Below are 17,778 nucleotides of genomic sequence, written 5' to 3' on the forward strand. Positions count from 1 at the left end.
GCGGCGTTCGCAGCGAAACGGCACAGTCTCTCGACCCGTTGAGTGGAATCACAGCACGGGTCTTTGTCGTGTTCGTAGCTGTCGTCAGCCTGGTCACCGCTGTCGTGCTGACACTGACCAATCCGACCGAGATCTCGTCGCCGGCACTACAGGTCGTTGCATTGGTGACTCTTCTTGCCGCCTTTCTCTACTTCATCTGGGCAGCAGAGCCCTATCGCCGCCGCGTCGGCCAGCGAACCTACGCTGTCGTCTATGGCTTGGTGCTCGTCGCATGCCTGCTCAATTCGCTCAGCCAGCTCGGTACCAACCTGAATGTGCGAGACGACTGGGGCCCGGTGTGTGTGGCGCTCGTGGTCATGATCGCTGGCCCATACCGCCCGCCGGGCGAAATCATCGTCTCGACCGTAGTGGGGCTGCTTGTCGTGAACGCCTCGGTAGTGCCGCACCTCGCAACGCTCACCGGTACATCGCCCATCGCCTCGTTCGTCATCGTCTCGGCCCCCACGCTCGCTCTCGGCGTGGGCGCGGCCATCTACTCGTCGACGCTCATCGCCGAGCTGCACGGCCTGCGGGCTTCGGCAGCGCAGGCGCGGGAGCTCCGCGACGTCATCGACGGTCGCGAAGCCGTCGCAGACTTTCTGGGCTACAGCATCGCGCCACTCCGTGACGATGTTCTGCCGTTCTTTCATGACGTCAAGCAGCGCGACGAACTCACCCCCGCCGACGTGGTGCGCGCCAGTGAGCTCTCAAGCAGCCTGCGCCGCAGCCTGGTGCACAGCCAGTTGGCTGAGCCGCTGGCCGAGTTGGCTGGCGTATTCATCGACCCGCAGAACCTCTCACGCCGCCTCAGCGAGCCACAACGCGCGGCGCTGCGCGTACTTCTCGGCTTTCTGGCCGAGCAGCCGTCGGTGAGGCGCAACAACGTGAGTTTCAGCTTCATGGTTGAGAACGACACGATTCGCGGAGCCGTTGAGGGTGCCTTCACCGCCGACCGCTCGCTGTCATCTCGGGTGGCGCCGTTTCTCGGCCTCATGAGACTCAGCTTTACTGGCGTCACCACTGAGGTCACCGCAGATAGCGTGTTCGTCGAGTTTCACCTCAGCTGACGCCCTACTTCACGCGGGTCAGAGGCCTTCGGCGAATTCTTTGATCCAGGGGCGGAGGTCGGGGCCGAGGTCTTCGCGGTCGCTGGCGAGTCTGATGATGGCTTTGATGTAGTCGAGGCGGTCGCCGGTGTCGTAGCGTCGGCCGCGGAAGATGACGCCGTAGACGCCGCCGGCGAGGTCGGGTTGGGCGACGAGGGTGGCGAGGGCGTCGGTGAGTTGGATTTCGCCGCCTTTGCCGGGTGCTGTGTTCTCGAGTACGTCGAAGACTTCGGGCATGAGTACGTAGCGGCCGATGATGGCGTAGTTGGAGGGTTGGGTGCCGGGTTCGGGTTTCTCGACGAGGCCGGTGATGTGTACGACGTCGGTTTCGTCGGTGTTCTCGACGGAGGCGATGCCGTAGAGGTGGGCTTGCGAGGGGCCGACTTCCATGAGGGCGATGATGCTGGCTTGTTTGTGTTCTTGTACTTCGAGCATTTTGGTGAGGAGTGTGTCGCGGGCGTCGATGAGGTCGTCTCCGAGCATCACGGCGAAGGGTTGGTGCCCGACGTGCATTTTCGCGCGGAGCACGGCGTGCCCGAGACCTTTCGGGTCACCCTGGCGCACGTAGTGCATCTCAGCCAGACCCGTAGAGGCGTGCACCATCTTCAGTCGGTGCCCATCGCCCTTCAGCTCAAGCGCCTGCTCGAGTTCGGTGACGCGGTCGAAATGGTTGGCGAGAGCGTGCTTGTTGCGCCCTGTGACGACAAGTACGTCGACCAACCCCGCGTCGACAGCTTCTTCGACGACGTACTGGATGGCCGGTTTGTCGACCACTGGCAGCATCTCTTTCGGCATCGCTTTCGTGGCAGGAAGAAAACGTGTTCCCAGGCCGGCCGCCGGAATCACAACTTTGGTGACAGGTGTGGTCATGCGGTAAGAGTATCGACTTTTCTGCCCCCATTTGGGTGAGAAATGTAACGCGCGCGTTACGAGTGACGGCGAGCCGCCGCTATTCCGCTTGCGCCCAAACGCAGTTGCCAACTCTTCAATTATTGTCCCCCAAACGGGTGTAAATCGTTGTACAAGCTCATTAACACCGCAGTTTTTGCCCAGTTTTCGGGTGATACCAACGAATAGCGTCGTTTTTGACTGATGACTTTCTCACACGAAAACTTCTGCCTCATGCGTTGTGATTTGGAAATTCTCGTCGCACTTGAGGGCGTGTGGCGAATGATTTCTATTCCTTCTGGCACGTCTCAAATGAAAGGTCACGCTCGTGAACTCCAAAAACGAAGCTCCACTGTCAGACTCCGTGGTTGATGCCGAGCCGAAGCGTGGCCTCAGCCGTCGCCAGGTTGCTCTTGGTGCAGCATGGTCAGTTCCCGTCATTGCACTCGCTGTAGCATCTCCCGCGCAGGCGGCCTCGGTCACTCTGCCGACCGCAGCCGTCGGCGGCAGCATCGGTGTCGTTCAGGGCGCCACCGTGCGCACGGCCACCTACAGCGGCGGCTACATGAACTACAACGCTGCCGGCACCACGACCACGTCGGGCAACCTCACGCTGACCTTCGCGTGGCGCACGACCGGTTCATGGACCATGAGCCCGCCCGACACCGCCGGATTCACCGCGCAGGGCTGGATCCAGTCGTCGAGCAGTGCAGGCACCTTGGTCTTCACTCACGCACCGATCGCCGATGGCACCACCGTCACCATTCCCACCGTCAAATGGACCGGCACGAACAAGCCGCAGATCAGCGTCTCCCTCGAGTCTGACAACGACAACGTGAGCGGCACCTCGGTCGCCACCAACTAGCCAAGTATTGGCTTAGAAGCCGACTAGGGCCGCAGTTCGATAAACTGCGGCCCTAGTCGGCTAGTCGGCCTATGCTCGGTTTAGACCGCAAACACATTAGGGAAAGCTTTTGGAGATATCTGACTACGTTCGCGTACTCCGAGCGCACTGGATTGGAATAGTTCTAATTGCTGTGGTTGGCGGGTTGGTCGCCTTTGGCTGGACCTTCACGCAGGCGAAGGTGTATTCGGCAAACTCCAGTGGAATTGTGTCTTTGCAGTCAAATGGGGACATTGGTTCCAATGCCGTCGGCGACTCCTTATCAAAATCGAAAGCTACTACATACGTCCAAGTTGGTGAGTCAAGAGCGGTCGCTCAACTTGTGATTACGGCGCTCGGCCTGACAACTTCGCCGGAGGACCTAGTCGGAAATATTAGCGTCACTAACGTCAAGGACACACCGACTATAGCCGTTACCGCGAGGGCGTCGACGGCGGACGGTGCCAAGACGCTCGCAGATGCCTGGATCAGTGGACTTGCCGCCCAGATCAAAATTATTGAAGCGCAAAGCATCGCCCCGGGTGCAGCCGCCACGGATGGTGACGGAATTTTCCTGGTGCCCGTCGAATCTGCGATTGTGCCAGCAAGCCCAATATTCCCAAACGTGCGACTGACTGTAGCCATTGGCTTACTGGTGGGTCTGATTCTCGGCCTCGCTTACGCTATCGTAAGAAATTTGCTCGATCGACGGATTCGCACTGTCGAAGCGGTCGAACGGCAATTTGGCTTGTCTGTGATTGGCACCTTGCCGACCGACAAGCGCCTGAGTGACGAGCATCGCATAGTGCCCGAAGCGGACGGCGCTGACTATGTGACCGAGTCTGGGCAGCATGCTCTGGCTGAGGCCTTGCGCGAATTGAGAACCAATTTACAGTTTATGAATGTAGACGACCCGCCCCGGATTATTGTCGTCACTTCGCCTTTGCCTAACGATGGAAAATCGACTGTCACTGCGAACCTCGCAGTAACATTGGCGGCGGCGGGGCAGAAGGTTGTCGTGGTTGACGGCGACTTACGGAAGCCATCGGTTACGACTGCGTTCGGGTTGGTGCCTGGTGTAGGGATTACCGATCTCCTTATAGGTAAGGCGGAGATTCAGGATGTTCTGCAGCCATGGGGCTCGTCGGGTAATCTTTTAATTCTGGGTGCGGGGTCCATTCCACCAAACCCAAGTGAATTGCTTGGATCTCAAGGTATGAATATTTTGTTGCACGAGCTTGCGCGAGATGCCATCGTTCTCGTAGATGCCCCGCCGTTGCTTCCGGTCACTGATGCGGCGGTGTTGGCGGCCCGTACCGACGGAGCGATTGTGGTGATATCCGCTGGAAAAACAACTTCGGACGAGCTTCAGAAGGCGTTGGCGAACATTGCCAAAACGAGTGGAAAAACCCTTGGGGTAATCCTCAATCGAGTGCCAACGAAGGGTGCCATTGGGCGAGGCTACGGGTACTACGCTGCTGCATATTACGGTACGGACGGTAAGACTAAACACGCCACGAGGCGTGTCACCGTTGAAGAAGCATCTGCGGTCGTGAACAACGTGGTGCCGTTTCGAACTGGGTCGGATTTTCGCTAGTTGAATGATTCGAGCGGAAACCACGCTGTTCCGTCGAAGATAACCTCTTCTCGGAGGTCGGAGCGGGCTCGGTCCGGATCACAGGTTCGTAGACCGCTCACAGGCCATTTCTCCGTATTGTTCGTCTGCACTGGAAATATATGCCGGTCCCCAATGGCTGAGCAACTACTTAGGGCCCGGGTCACAGTCGATTCTGGTCCCCCGGTCTCAATCGCGAGTGCTGGACTGAATACTGTTGACGGTGTCCCAATGGATTCTTCATCCGCGCAGCAGTCGGTGTTGCATGGAGGTGTTCCAGACGAGGCGCGGAGTCGAAAGGTAAGTGGCGTCGCAATTGAACGACAAGATTTGATTCTCACTATGACGCGAGCCCACCAAATTGAGTTATTAGGGCGCTACCCGATGCTGCTCAGCCGTGTCTTTGTATTGCGTGAGTTTGCCTTCGGAGTGGACGAAATACTGAGACCGATCTCAGACTGGTCTTCCTCCGATGCTGAGCGCCGAAACGGTGTACTTCGGGCGGCTAGTATACGAAGCCGGCTAAAATTGGCCGATTCTGACATAAGCGACCCTTTTCGAAAGTCGGACGCCATTCACTCAGAGGTTGGGCTTGCAATAAGCAGGAGCATTGATCTTTTGTCTCCATTTTTTCGACCGCGACGCCAACGATAAAGATCACAACTTTGGGGCCTAGGCGAACGACTCACATAGGTGGAGAGGGTGTTGGTGCCCTATTTAGCGTTTCGGTTCCCGAGATAATGGGCGATAGCACGAGGAACAGCCTTGGTTCCGTGGAACAAACGTTTCAGCCGGGCGCACCACAACCCCGAGCGGCCGGGGCCTGTTTCAGGGTGTATTGCGCGCATCTGCTCGCTGCTGGGAATAAGAGCACGCAGGACCAATCCCGGACGCTCGTGCCAAGAAGCTAATCCAATTTGGAGAAGCCACCCGAGCGACCTTGAGTCGTCAGCTATTGACATCCGCCACAGGCGCCGCTCACCGCTTGTTAGGTCCTTTATATCGGTATCGGCCCCGGCTTCCCGAAGGAACATTCGGAGTGTCTCTAGAGCTCTCAATTCACCTGCCATCGCGACTACTTCTGTGCGTTGCTCCGCTGTGAATTCATTGCGGACTGCGGCAAGCAGAAACGGGAATTCTGATTTGGTTCGGCTCTGATTCGGATGCCTCGCAGAATGGGCCGCTGCGATTAGTGAACTCGCTACAAGATCTGGGGCAAAAACGTCTTTGTTCGCTATACGAGCTTCGAACTTGTGGTGCCAAAGAATTTCAAACGCCTCTTGTTTCTCACGAAAGAAGCCCGGGTAGCGGTCGTGAAGATCCAAGTCGCACGGCCACTCGCTGTGAATCAGATTCACTGCGTGGAGTGGGAAGAGGTGGCCCTCCTCCCACATTGTCCGTTTGTGCCAACCGAGGCGCACTAAATCGGCGACGATTTCGTCGCGCCGTTCTGGGTCGACGAGAGCATCAACGTCTGAAGATTGTCGTGTCGGTCGGAGGCCGAGACGTTGCGAGATTGGTCCCTTGATGAAAAGGGCGCGAATGCCAGCCTGTTCGGCGACGCTGGCAACTAACGCGTGCGCCAGATCAACCGCTTCACTAATACGCAATTGCTTTTCTCGCGAGTCGCTCAAGCCGTACTCTCCATAATCAGACGGAATATCAACATAGCGCGCGCGTTCTTGTCGAAGTTGCGCTTTACTTAGGTCAGGCAGATCCGCTGGTGGTGCCGTGGTGGGCCCCGGTCGCTGAATCCGATGGATGAACACCTGGAGGGTCCCGCCCTGATCTCACCGATTCGTCGCCTCGAAAGCTTTGTGTGTTGCGGAAGCCGGTTTTAGTCTTCATCCGGTTCGACAGAATTGAGGAGGCGATGGTTTCTGGGAATTACGTTTAGTAGTTCGGTGTGCGAGAGATCGCCCACGATAGCTTGGGTTGAATCGAGAGACAGGGCAGCTCTAATTGGCTTGGGCCCATCGTGGTGCACCGGCGGCATGCCTGTCATTTTAGAGGGTACCGGCCTTGAAATATGGCTGTGCGTTGACGGTGTCAAGTCGAATTTCGATATCGCGAGAACGATGTCGGTGAAATTCGGAGCTTCTCCGGACGACGTCATGGAAGATGTGATTGCATTCCTCGGTGATCTCTATGCTCGTGGCCTGATAGTCGCAACCTCAGAATGGAAAGCGTGAATTCTTGTCGGTCTTGCGCCAATTTCGCTTTCTCAACGAGTCCGGTTGGACTCGCCCAAAGCTCGCCCAAATCCTCGTGGTGAATGAGAGCCAGGATAATGACGAGCGCGCGATCGAGTGTGCGGCGTTTGGAAGGGTCAAGTCCCTGGTGGTGGTGGTGTAGCGGTGGATCCTTTGGTTTTGTTGGTTTTGCGCTGAGGGCGAGTGTTTGTTCTGTCGTCTCGTTTCCGTTGTCGGGTGCCAGGGTGAGGCGGATTTTGGCGAGGATGTCGAGGTCTAGGCGGCGGCGGACCTCGGCCCATTCATCGGTCTGCTCGGCGAGGACCGCGCCGACGAGGCGGATGATCGCGTCGCGGTTGGGGAAGGTGCCAACGGAGTCGAGTCGACGACGGATTTCCCTGTTAAGGCGTTCGTTGGGGTTGTTGGACCAGATCTGCTGCCAGAGTCCTTCCGGGAACGATGTGAAGGCGAGGATGTCAGCTCGCGCGTTGTCGAGGTGATTGGATCTCTGAGTACACCAGCCGGGAGTGGTCATCGATGTGGAGTGCAGGAGCGTATGCCCGACGGGGGTGTTCTTCTTCTTGTTCTCCCGTCCCGCCTGCAGGCCCAGTGTTCGCCAACCACGACCGTCGGGGATCCGGCCGAGTTTCTTCAAATCAATGTGGACCAGATCGCCGGGATTGAGATGTTCGTCGCAGTCAGCTTGGGTTTACGTACTGCCAGCCCAGTGTTCAGATCGATATGGCCACGCAGGGGTGCTCGGTAGTGTGCCAACACTTTCGAGACCGTCGATTGCAGCAGGCGGAGGTGGTAGCCGATGCGGTGCGGTCCCCGCCGTTTCGTAAACTGCAACGCCAAGATCCGCCGTTCGGTGCGCTGCGCTGTCCTGCCCGGCGAATGGTGCGGCCGTGATGATGCGTCGATGAGCACTGCCAGGCCCTGGGCTCGGTAACGACGCACCCATTTCGATACAGTTCCGCGGGAAACCCGGAGACGTTCAGCGACGCGAGCTCAGACCCAGCCGCCCTCAAGACCAATTCGACCTGTTTCAGCCGTGCCTCGGGCGTCAACGGGGCGTTGAGATGAGTAACGTGAGAGATGACGGCCTCCGTGGTATCAATTGGGTGTGGTAACCCAACTGATACCGGAGGTCCTCACCGTTCTAACTCACGCCACGCACACAACCTCCGTGGGGAGAGCCCCTAGGTTGCCTCAACGGCGTCGTTGATCGAGTTCCGACGTGCGTGGCGCGGGATTGCGGTTTCCCGCAGGTCTGAGACTCGTCGGTAGCCTGGTCCGCATACTTATTGTTACGTTATGTCTAGGTCGAAGATGAGCGCCACAGATCCGTGTGTTAGCGGGAGTGGCGCAGGCAGGAGAAAGGATTTGCGGCCCATGGATGGCGTCAGAATTCTCACAGTGTGTAGCGGAAATATTTGCAGGTCGCCGTTTGCCGAGTTTCTCCTACGCGATCGATTGACCAAGGTTGGCAATTTTTCTATTGCTAGCGCTGGCACGATCGCGGGCAAGGACTATTCAATGACTGCTGAAATGGAACGACTTTCTGTCGAGAATGGCCTGGACCCTTCCTCCCATAAATCTTCCTATTTGGTGGAAGGGAACTTGAGAGAAGCCGATCTGATTTTGGCGATGACGAGGGACCAGCGTCGCCACATCGTTGAGCTCCTGCCGTCGGCAGTCGGGAAAACGTTCACGCTGCGTGAATTCGCGCGGCTAAGCAGCGTCATCGGCGAGGAGGAACTTAACGAGTTAACAAACAGCAAGACCGCTGGTGAGGGCATCGCGAAACTGATATCTGCCGTTTCTCGTCAGAAAGCATATTTGCCTGTTCCCATGGATGCTTCGGAATACGACATAATCGATCCATACAAGAAGGATCGTGAAACATACGCACAGGCAGTTGCTGAAATAATCTCGGCTGTAGAGCCAACCGTACGCGTCCTCTCCCTAGCAAAATCTTTCTGACATCGACGAGGTGTGCTTCCGGTCTTTGGGAGTCGCGGATGTGCCATTTTGTTCGTAACTCATTCGAAACGTTCATAGAGTTAGGTGAGATTCGGGCCATTCGGTTAAGACGCTCACGTGGAGCATCGGTAATGAGTGGCAAGTATGAGAGAGGCACACACATTGGAGATAAGGGACTACTTTCGCATATTGCGTAAGGGGTGGGTACTAATTGTCGTATGTGTGTGCGTCGGAGTCGCGGTGGCATCGATCGTCTCGATCACGGCCGTGCCGAAGTATCAGGCATTTAGCAAAGTGTTCGTGTCGATTCAGTCGGCCGGAACAGTGGCCGATTTGAGCCAAGGTAGCAGTTTTGCCCAGAATCAGGTGAAGTCCTATGCGGATATCGTTGCAACCCCTGTGGTCTTGCAACCAGTGATTGATAGCCTCGGCCTTCAGACCACCGCATCGGAACTAGCAACTCGAGTTTCGGCTTCAATTGCAAGCGGCACGGTAGTGGTGGAGATAGACGTTTCAGATGGATCTCCGACACGCGCCGCTGATATTGCGAACTCGCTATCGACGAGTTTCGAGAATGTCGTCAGCAAGATTGTTCCAGTCGACGCTCAGGGCGTTTCACCCGTGAAGATCACGGTGCTGCAGCAAGCAATGGTTCCTAGCGAACCGTACTCTCCTAGTACCAAAGTGAATATTCCTCTTGGCGCTGTAATTGGCCTGGTATTGGGGCTCATTCTTGCGGTTGTGACTCAGACGCTAGACACCCGCATCAGGAGCGAGCACGACATTGAGCAGATAACCGATGCTCCTATTCTTGGAGCAGTGGCTTTCGATCCGAAAGCTTCAACGCGACCGCTTGTGGTCCACGACCATCCGAGAAGTCCTCGAGCGGAATCGTTCAGGACACTTCGCACAAATCTCCAATTTATCGGCAGCGGAAATGCGCGTCGTAGTTTCGTCGTAACGTCATCGATTCCGGGCGAAGGAAAAAGTACGTCGGCGGTCAATCTGGCAATAGTTGCGGCGTCTGCAGGAACGAGGGTCGTGCTCATCGACGCAGATCTCCGCAAGCCGAAAGTTGCCGACTACCTGGGTCTCGAAGGAGGCGCCGGCCTCACCGATGTTTTGGTTGGTCGAGCTAACGTCGACGACGTTCTTCAACGTTGGGGGGTGCACGATCTGTTTGTGTTGCCGGCTGGACGTATTCCGCCGAACCCGAGCGAACTCTTAGGTTCCAATTCGATGATCGCGTTAATCGGTGAGTTGGAGAATCGGTACGATTTGGTGATCTTCGACGCCCCTCCGTTGCTTCCCGTTACTGACGCGGCGATTCTTTCAATCCACACTGGGGGGGCTCTTGTCATGGTCGCGGCGGGACGAGCCCACCGGGGGCAACTAAAGGGGTCTATCTTGGCTCTGAAGAACGTGGGTTCCAAGGTTGCAGGGATCGTCCTAACCATGATGCCTGTGAAGGGCCCGGACGCATACGGGTCGGGCAAGTATGGCTATGGCTATGGCTATGCCTATGGCTATGGCTATGGTTATGACGGTGAGGAGAAAAATGGTGAGAGTCGAAAGTCTCGTCGCCTTCGTCAGAACGAGAACCGGCAAGAAGAGCAACGGGAAATAGAGCGAAAAGGCAGCACTTCGCGCATGTAGAGCGCGACCTGACCTGCGAACATCTTAATTACGCAACTAAGTAGCGGTGAAGGTTCGGGGGAGTGGCTATGTTAGCTGAAGAGGACAGGCGTACGGCTTCCCAGGCGGCAGCGCGACGCGACTGGCGTTCAATTTATTCATCGCGGTTACGAATGACCGATTTGTTGGTGATATTGGTAGCTGTCTTTGGTACTCAGCTAGCATGGTTCGGAATTCTCGATAGAGGCTTGAGCATATGGCACAGTGGCCCGACTTCTATGATTAGCTACACCGAAGTTTCGGTCATTTTGGTGCTGGCCTGGAGCGGAATTCTTGGAGTCTATGGTTCCCGTGGCGACCGAATCATAGGAACCGGTTCTGCGGAATATAAGGTTGTGACAGACGCTAGCCTCCGGCTTTTCGGTATGTTCGCTATAATCGCTTTTCTTTTCCAGGTTGACTTTAGCCGAGGATACTTCATCATGGCTTTCCCACTGGGGACCGTCGGGATACTTGTGTCACGCTGGCTTTGGCGCAAGTGGTTGAACGGGCGCCGTCTGCGAGGCGAATTCGCGGCTCGCGTTGTGCTGGTCGGTTCGGACACGTCGGTTCTGCACACGGCCCGAGAACTCGCTCGTCATCCTTACGCCGGGTACCTTGTCGTGGCTGCGTGTGTGTCAAACGTTACGGCTGGAGACCAGCTCCCAGGAACGGACATTTTGGTCTTCGGGGGTGTTGACGACGTGCTTGAGGCGATGAAAGTGTTCGATGCCGACACCGTTGTAATTACGAACTCGGATAATTTGCCGCCTGACAAGGTGAGGGCGTTGAGCTGGTCTCTGGAACCGGGGCGACAGCACCTCGTGGTGGCACCGAGTCTCACCGACATCGGCGGACCGCGAATACATACGCGCCCGGTAGCGGGCCTGCCTCTCATCCATGTGGAAACGGCGCGATATGAGGGCTACAAGCGTTACCAGAAACGGCTATTGGACGTGCTATCTGCTGGCGCTCTGCTTCTCATTCTCTCACCCGTATTTTTCTGTGTCGCGCTGGTGATCAGGCTCACTTCCCCGGGAGACATCTTCTTCAGGCAAGAACGGGTCGGCCTGAATGGCTCGACCTTCAGCATGCTGAAGTTTCGGTCCATGGTCACGGATGCGGAAGCTAAGTTGAAGGCACTTCAGGATGAAAATCGAACTGAGGGCAACTCTATTTTATTTAAAATGAAAGACGACCCCCGAATTACGCCCATCGGCAAGGTTCTGCGCCGATTCAGTCTCGACGAGCTACCCCAACTTTTGAATGTTGTCAGGGGCGATATGTCACTCGTGGGCCCTCGTCCGCCACTGCAGAGGGAAGTAGACCTCTACGAGTCCCATGTGCATCGTCGATTTCTAATGAAGCCCGGCATTACGGGTCTGTGGCAAGTTAGTGGACGGTCGAATCTATCGTGGGAGGATTCGGTGCGACTGGATCTGTATTACGTCGAGAATTGGTCCATGCTCACTGACCTACAAATCCTATTCAAGACAGCGCGAGCTGTGTTAGGAAGTGAAGGTGCGTATTAGCGCTGACTCGCCGATTCGGTCCACTAAATAGCTTGGAAATAAAAATTGTCTGGCAGTGATTTCAGCACAGGGATACTCGTATTTTTTGTAGGCATAATTGCCTTGACGTTTATACTTCGTCGCCCCTGGCTGGGCGTCGCAATTCTGGTGGTGTACCTACCATTCAACAGTCTTGGTTCACAGCTTTTAGGCGGCGGAACGCCGGGTATTGTGTTTGGGGCAGTCAAAGACTCGATTCTGCTGATCCTATTTGTCGTAGTGATCTTCTCGAAGACAAAATTGGCACGTGTGCCCGTCCCGATTGTTGCCTTTGTAATAACCATCCTGTTGCTCGCGATAGCCTCCAGCCTGCAAACACCGAATGTTCAACAGGCGCTTTACGGTATCCGTAACGACTACCTGCCCCTCTTGATGCTCATTGTGGTGCCTGGCGTCATCACTGAAAGATCGAGTGTTTCAATATCAAAACTAGTCGCTTTTGTCGCGCAGATAGCAGCACTTGTGGCGATCTATACCTACAGCCTTGGACTCGCTTGGCTATTCACGCTGAAGATTTTTCCGCTTGCATCAGGCGCAGAATTCCCCGCCTCGCTCTTTTCCCAGGGCAGCGTCGTTCCGCGAGCGTTTAGCCCCTACACCGGACCAAACGAAATGGCTTTGGCGATGGTGATTTTTATCGCCATTATCTGTTGTCGCTCTGATTGGAAATTGAAGACTCGAATTGTCTTATCAATTCTTCCAATTGTTGCTATCTCTCTATCTCAATCTCGAAGTGGTTTGATCGGCCTCGGCATCGTTGCAGTCGTCGTGGTGATCCGGTGGTTGTCTCGAGCAGGAGCCGGCTCGGCACTTATCGGCGTGGTCACTGCTGGCGCCGCTGCGCTCGTAGGATTTCTCTCGATCACGACTAATTTGCTTAGCAGCGATGCCGGCGCAACCGACTTGTCGGCGCAGGGGCATGCGGTTAGCTTTGCGGAGTCGATTCCAAAACTGATTAGCAGTTTGTTTGGGGCGGGCGTGGGTCAGGTTGGGCCTCGCGCGGCCTTGTTCACTTCATCACCAATTCTTGTTGAGAGCTACTGGTTGGTCTTGGGGCTTGAGGCTGGGCTGCTCGTAATGGTCCTCTATATCGCCTTACTTCTCTACTTGGCTGCGAAATCGTATAGTGGTCGTAACCTATTGTCCTTCACCGCTCTAGCTGCGATAGCTGGTTCGTTAGTTAGTCAGATCGTCCTTCCAACCTTGCAGGACGGCTCGGCGTCTTACACTTTGTGGCTTGCGGTTGGGCTCGGCTTCGTGGCCCTGAGGGCTGAGCAGTCTGAAACAAATGGGGTGAACGAAACAAAAAATGCGATGCCGAGCAAGTTGGTCCCAAGGGGCAATCAGGCTGGCTAAAGCGACGAAGGGAGAGCTCAGGCTCGGTGGTTCCATCCACGAATCTGGCTCGTCCTCACTTGAAGACGGATTTCACCGGCTAGTAGACAGTCAAGCTGTGCAGCCGGCCTAATCAACCGACGGGTCTGGTGCACGGATAGGTGACATCTGAGTTGGCTTGCCCGGTGAGGGCAGCCTGGAAGGATGTTGTTGTGCCTCAGCCTTATCCGAGAGAGTTCTGTGATGACGTTGTGCGTGTCGCGAGGAACCGTGAGCCTGCTGTGACGATCGAGCAGGTCGCGAAGGACTTCGGGGTTCACTCGATGACGTTGCAGAAGTGGTTGCAGCGCGGCGCGATCGATGTGGGCGACAGGCCCGGTCAGACCGGGACCGAGGCGGCGGAGCTGCGTGAGGCACGCAAACGCATTCGGCTGCTGGAGCACGAGAACGAGGTGTTGCGGTTGGCGGCGGCGTACCTGTCGCAGGCGAATCTGCCGGGAAAAGGTTCTACCCGCTCGTGACAGAGCTCGCCGTCTCAGGGATTCCTGTCGCGGTGGCGTGTCGGGTACTCACGCTCTCTCGCCAGCCCTACTACCGGTGGCTTCGTGACCCTGTCACGCCCGCCGAGGTGGTCGTGGCGTATCGCGCGGATGCGTTGTTCGACGCGCACAAGGATGATCTTGAGTTCGGGTACCGGTTGCTCGCTGACGAGGCCTGCGATGCCGGCGAGGCGATGGCTGACCGGACCGCGTGGCGGATCGCGTCAGAGAACGGGTGGTGGAGCGCGTTCGGGAAGAAGCGCACGAAGAACGGCAAGAAACCCGGCCCTGCCGTCCACGACGACCTCTGCACCGTCACCGACGACAAGGGACGCATCCGCCACGAGTTCGCTGCCGACCGGCCGAACCGGTTATGGCTCACGGACATCACCGAACACAAAACCGCGGAAGGAAAGCTCTATCTCTGCGCGATTAAGGACTGGCTCCTTGAAACCGCCACGTGTTCTCGAACCGGATCGTCGGCTACTCGATAGATTCACGAATGAAGTCCAGCCTCGCCGTGAATGCACTCGACAACGCCGCCGCGCGCCGCGGTGACATCGCCGGCTGTGTGGTTCACAGCGACCGAGGCTCCCAATTTCGGAGCCGGAAGTTCCTCCGCGCACTCGCCCGCCATGACCTGGTCGGATCGATGGGTCGGGTCGCCTCGTGCGGCGACAACGCCGCGATGGAGAGCTTCTTCAGCCTGCTGCAGAAGAACGTCCTGAACCGACGCTCTTGGACCACCCGGGAGCAGCTGCGCCTCGCGATCGTGACGTGGATCGAACGGACCTACCACCGTCGACGCCGACAGCCGCGCCTCGGCCGTTTGACCCCGATCGAATTCGAGGCCATCATGAACACGCCAGCCGCACTGGCTGCGTGACTAGAAACTGTCACCTACTCGTGCAGCAGACCCGACAGTAGCTGTCGCCCGGAGTCATGACAAAAGAATCTGAGCTAACCTCCGCGCCATTAGGGCGGTGGTATGGCCGGCCTCTACTTTTTTTCGCCCGTCGCGCCCGTATTGCGCGGCGAGAGTTGGGTTCCTTAGGAGGTGGGTGATCGAATCGGCGAAACCTTTGGAATCCCCAGGTTGAACAAGCAACCCAGTAGCCTCGTTCGCGACGTATTCATTCATTCCAGGGGTGCGGGTTGCGACCACGGGCCGACCTGTAGCGGCGGCTTCGAGGCCGACTGTCATTCCAGACGCGTGATTGTTGTGCCGGGTGGCGATTGCAACAACAGTCGCTCTCCTGTAGAGCTGGCGCAGATCCGAGTGGCTCAGTCGTGGAATGACTGTGACTCCTTGGGGCGGCTCAATATTTGAGCTACTTTGAACTATTATTTCAGATCCAGGATTATCGACATGTACAATTTCCAGGGCCTCGAAGAGCGTTGCCATGTCTCGATCCCTATCACCGCCGGCGCTGACGACAAGCGGTGTAGTCGGGTAAGGGGTGAAATCAAAAAAGTCACTATCGATTCCGAAAGGAAGATGGTGAATTTTCGGTGAATCCGGACCCAATAACTTCTCTAGTTCTTCGACTTGCGGTTTGGTCAGGCACCAGAGCCCGTCTAACTGTTTCAGCGCTCGTAGTGACAGGTACCTTTTGACACGATCTTTGAAGCCTGTTGCCGGATCGGTGGCCCAAATTACGCCAGCCATTCGAGTCCGGGCAGGTATCTGTCCCATCATTTGAATCGCGGTCATTTCATCCCAAGCCATTGCGGTAGTGTCACTACCGCCGGAGCCGTGGCTTATTACGAAGGATGCGCGGATTGTGTTTGCGAGACTCGGTCGCTTGACCGTGCAGCCAATCAATTCGATGGCGGGTTCCAAAGCGAGGCGGTTCAGCCCATATGGCCAGGCGTCAGGAACTAGCTGTTGTTGATAACGTGTGGCCCATTCAAGATGGCTGACATGTTGTGGGTACGCCACAACGACACGTGTTGGTCGAAACTCGTCAGTGTCCATTATTGTGTGTATCTTTCTATGTTCGCGATGTAAACGTGAGCATTGACATCATTCGTATACCCGCACGTCACACCGCAATTCAGCACATCTCACAATTTACGAACGAGCTTCGCTGTCGACACGATCGTCGCGATGTCATTTTTTATTGGTCGGAAGAAAAGCGAAAGGCTAACCCACGCCACGCAGACAAGAGCAAGAGTAATGAACGTGGTAAGGGGATCCGTGATGTGGGCAGACTCCAATCCGAGTCGCGCAAGCTGGACAACGATGTACATCGTCGTGTAAAGAGTCAGGGGTCGGATTGCCGGTGCAGTGATTTTCATAAATGGAATGTCTACTCGGCGTAGCCCTAGGATCGACACAGTCAACCAGATTGCGAAGAGACCGCTCGAGACCGAGATCGCAGCAAATACCGGGCTCAGTGGAACCAAAACGATGAGCATGCCGACCATCAACAGCCTCCCTGACAACTCGCACCAGAACAGAATGGCCATCTTTCCCTTAGACAGAAAGATCCAGTAATACACGTACCCTAATGCCTGAAAAGTGCCGCCAATCGCGAGAATCTGAAGGTAGATTGCTCCACCGACCCATTGCGGACCCAAGACCACCGATAAGAGCGGAGCGGCCGTGCTTGCGCACCCTGCTAACACGCCAACTAGAAGGTACGAGAGGACGAGCTGTGATCGTCGTATGTAACGGATGTACTGGGCGGAATCGCTGAGGCGCGACAGGATTGGGAGGGCAACTCGAGTGAGCGGGGCCGCGAGTTGGTCAAGTGGTAGGGCAAAAATTTGGAAGGCACGGGTGTAAACACCTAAATCAGCCGAACCCCAGTCGCGTCCAATCAGTACGTAGTCCAGATTGGAGCTGGTGTAGTTGACAGCCTGTGTTGCGACTGTGCTGCCTCCAAATGTCAGCAAGCTTTTCATTCCTCCAGTTCGTTGAGGTAATAAAGGGCGCCAGCCACTGGCAATGGTCAATAGAACCAGATTCGCAACTGAAAGCGTGACTTGCATAGACACGAGGGCCCAATAACCACCACCTGCGAAAGCAATCGACGCGGCAACGACGAGCCCAGCTGCCTGCGCCGACACATCGACAATCGAAAGCCAACGAAACTTCAAAGAACGGGTCGTCTCTGCTCGGAACTGGGCGCTTATGCCTGACAGCAGGAATGTCGGGGCCATAACTGCGCATATTCCTGCTAGGGCCGGCTCATGGTAAAAGCTGACAAGCAGCGGGCCGATCAGCAGAACTCCCAACCCGAGAAGCCCGCCGATTGCAACGTTAATCCAAAATAGGTTTGACGCTTGGCGTCGATTCAGATCTACTCGCTGTATAGCAGCCATTGAAAGCCCGAAGTCACCGATAATTCCGGCAACTCCAACAACCGCGGTGACCATGGCCATCACTCCATAGTCTGCTGCCGACAAGAGTCGGGACAGTAGAACTAGGGTGGCAATTTGAATCACATAGCGTAGCCATTGGCCGCCTAGGGTGATGGTCACTGCACGCGCGGCGCCGTGCCCTGAGATGGGTGGGGTTGTTTGAGTCAACTTGCGGGGCGATTCGCAGAGATTACAGTCGAGATTGTGCTGCCGAAGATTGAGTCGGCGACGAATTGGGAGATCGAGCTAAGCATCAAAAATTTCCCCGATTGATAGTCACGATTCACGAGCGGACGAATTTTGGCCGGCAACCGGAACCCGGGTCCTCCGCGATCATTGGTAGCCTACGTGGGTCTCAGAATAGTGCCCAGATTGGTTGCCTCGAACTACTCCAGAGCCAGTTTCTCACTATGCATGTTGCGTTCGCATTTCGCATCGGTTCGTTGTCGGATAAGAGCGGTTTGGGCTTGGTGACGATCCAGAAGGACGTATTTGTGGCCTGACCAGCCCCCCCCCTACAGCGGCTGGCGCTTATACACATCTCCCCGCCCCCGAGACGCAACGCGGGCGGCGCTGCCGGC

General features: G+C 56.4%; 13 protein-coding genes and 3 pseudogenes. 10 read left to right on the plus strand and 6 right to left on the minus strand.

All coding sequences use genetic code 11. The features are described 5' to 3' along the window. Nucleotides 1-68: 68 nt before the first annotated feature. A complete protein-coding gene (locus QN358_RS14670) occupies nt 69-1,106 on the plus strand; it encodes a hypothetical protein (protein ID WP_323512811.1) in 1,038 nt (345 codons plus the stop codon). Between the two features lie 18 nt (nt 1,107-1,124). Here the strand turns inward: QN358_RS14670 and QN358_RS14675 are convergent, their stop codons facing one another. Further along, on the minus strand, nt 1,125-2,015 hold the full coding sequence (locus tag QN358_RS14675) for a UTP--glucose-1-phosphate uridylyltransferase (RefSeq protein ID WP_323512812.1): 891 nt from the start codon (nt 2,013-2,015) through the stop codon (nt 1,125-1,127). A 346-nt stretch (nt 2,016-2,361) separates the two neighbouring features. On the opposite strand from QN358_RS14675, the gene QN358_RS14680 reads away from it, so the two are divergent. The 3 genes from QN358_RS14680 (at nt 2,362) to QN358_RS18880 (ending at nt 5,185) form a co-directional block, all read left to right on the plus strand. After that, entirely contained in the window at nt 2,362-2,898 is a 537-nt protein-coding gene (locus QN358_RS14680) for a hypothetical protein (protein ID WP_136642360.1), read from the plus strand. Between the two features lie 172 nt (nt 2,899-3,070). Continuing rightward, nucleotides 3,071-4,513, plus strand: a complete 1,443-nt coding sequence (locus QN358_RS14685) for a polysaccharide biosynthesis tyrosine autokinase (protein ID WP_323512813.1) — start codon at nt 3,071-3,073, stop codon at nt 4,511-4,513. 117 nt (nt 4,514-4,630) lie between these two features. After that, nucleotides 4,631-5,185 carry a hypothetical protein gene (locus QN358_RS18880; protein ID WP_416352000.1) on the plus strand — a complete coding sequence of 185 codons (555 nt, stop codon included), beginning with the start codon at nt 4,631-4,633 and terminating at the stop codon, nt 5,183-5,185. Between the two features lie 59 nt (nt 5,186-5,244). On the opposite strand, the gene QN358_RS14690 is transcribed toward QN358_RS18880, so the two are convergent. Further along, a complete protein-coding gene (locus QN358_RS14690; protein WP_323512814.1) occupies nt 5,245-6,165 on the minus strand; it encodes a hypothetical protein in 921 nt (306 codons plus the stop codon). 360 nt (nt 6,166-6,525) lie between these two features. On the opposite strand from QN358_RS14690, the gene QN358_RS18885 reads away from it, so the two are divergent. Then, nucleotides 6,526-6,723, plus strand: a complete 198-nt coding sequence (locus QN358_RS18885; RefSeq protein WP_416352002.1) for a PqqD family protein — start codon at nt 6,526-6,528, stop codon at nt 6,721-6,723. A gap of 190 nt (nt 6,724-6,913) precedes the next feature. Here QN358_RS18885 and QN358_RS14695 read toward each other — a convergent pair. Both QN358_RS14695 and QN358_RS14700 read right to left on the minus strand, forming a co-directional pair. Beyond that, nucleotides 6,914-7,228, minus strand: a pseudogene (locus QN358_RS14695) (transposase); the annotation flags it as partial. A gap of 146 nt (nt 7,229-7,374) precedes the next feature. After that, a pseudogene (locus tag QN358_RS14700) lies at nt 7,375-7,719 on the minus strand (helix-turn-helix domain-containing protein); the annotation flags it as partial. A gap of 399 nt (nt 7,720-8,118) precedes the next feature. On the opposite strand from QN358_RS14700, the gene QN358_RS14705 reads away from it, so the two are divergent. The 5 genes and pseudogenes from QN358_RS14705 to QN358_RS14725 all read left to right on the plus strand — a co-directional run bounded on the left by QN358_RS14705 (nt 8,119) and on the right by QN358_RS14725 (nt 14,714). Beyond that, nucleotides 8,119-8,709, plus strand: coding sequence for a hypothetical protein (locus QN358_RS14705; protein ID WP_323512815.1), 591 nt, complete (start codon nt 8,119-8,121; stop codon nt 8,707-8,709). A gap of 144 nt (nt 8,710-8,853) precedes the next feature. Beyond that, complete coding sequence (locus QN358_RS14710) at nt 8,854-10,365, plus strand: polysaccharide biosynthesis tyrosine autokinase (protein WP_323512816.1); 1,512 nt, start codon at nt 8,854-8,856, stop codon at nt 10,363-10,365. 68 nt (nt 10,366-10,433) lie between these two features. Next, nucleotides 10,434-11,915, plus strand: coding sequence for a sugar transferase (locus QN358_RS14715; protein WP_323512817.1), 1,482 nt, complete (start codon nt 10,434-10,436; stop codon nt 11,913-11,915). Between the two features lie 45 nt (nt 11,916-11,960). Continuing rightward, on the plus strand, nt 11,961-13,310 hold the full coding sequence (locus QN358_RS14720) for a hypothetical protein (RefSeq protein ID WP_323512818.1): 1,350 nt from the start codon (nt 11,961-11,963) through the stop codon (nt 13,308-13,310). 191 nt (nt 13,311-13,501) lie between these two features. Further along, nucleotides 13,502-14,714, plus strand: a pseudogene (locus tag QN358_RS14725) (IS3 family transposase). Between the two features lie 54 nt (nt 14,715-14,768). On the opposite strand, the gene QN358_RS14730 reads toward QN358_RS14725, so the two are convergent. Both QN358_RS14730 and QN358_RS14735 read right to left on the minus strand, forming a co-directional pair. Beyond that, nucleotides 14,769-15,806 (minus strand): glycosyltransferase family 4 protein, encoded by a 1,038-nt coding sequence (locus tag QN358_RS14730; RefSeq protein ID WP_323512819.1) that lies wholly within the window; start codon nt 15,804-15,806, stop codon nt 14,769-14,771. Between the two features lie 89 nt (nt 15,807-15,895). After that, nucleotides 15,896-17,317, minus strand: a complete 1,422-nt coding sequence (locus QN358_RS14735; RefSeq protein WP_323512820.1) for a lipopolysaccharide biosynthesis protein — start codon at nt 17,315-17,317, stop codon at nt 15,896-15,898. Between the last annotated feature and the right edge of the window lie 461 nt (nt 17,318-17,778).

Origin of the sequence: Subtercola sp. RTI3 (assembly GCF_035018625.1) — a bacterium.
GTDB classification, from domain to species: Bacteria; Actinomycetota; Actinomycetes; order Actinomycetales; family Microbacteriaceae; genus Subtercola; species Subtercola vilae.

Bases quoted from the DNA above. Each gene is read 5' to 3' on its own strand.
- QN358_RS14730 (WP_323512819.1), bottom strand. From the start codon at position 15,806: ATGGACACTGACGAGTTTCGACCAACACGTGTCGTTGTGGCGTACCCA.
- QN358_RS14705 (WP_323512815.1), top strand. From the start codon at position 8,119: ATGGATGGCGTCAGAATTCTCACAGTGTGTAGCGGAAATATTTGCAGG.
- QN358_RS18885 (WP_416352002.1), top strand. From the start codon at position 6,526: ATGCCTGTCATTTTAGAGGGTACCGGCCTTGAAATATGGCTGTGCGTT.
- QN358_RS14715 (WP_323512817.1), top strand. From the start codon at position 10,434: ATGTTAGCTGAAGAGGACAGGCGTACGGCTTCCCAGGCGGCAGCGCGA.
- QN358_RS14710 (WP_323512816.1), top strand. From the start codon at position 8,854: ATGAGAGAGGCACACACATTGGAGATAAGGGACTACTTTCGCATATTG.
- QN358_RS14675 (WP_323512812.1), bottom strand. From the start codon at position 2,015: ATGACCACACCTGTCACCAAAGTTGTGATTCCGGCGGCCGGCCTGGGA.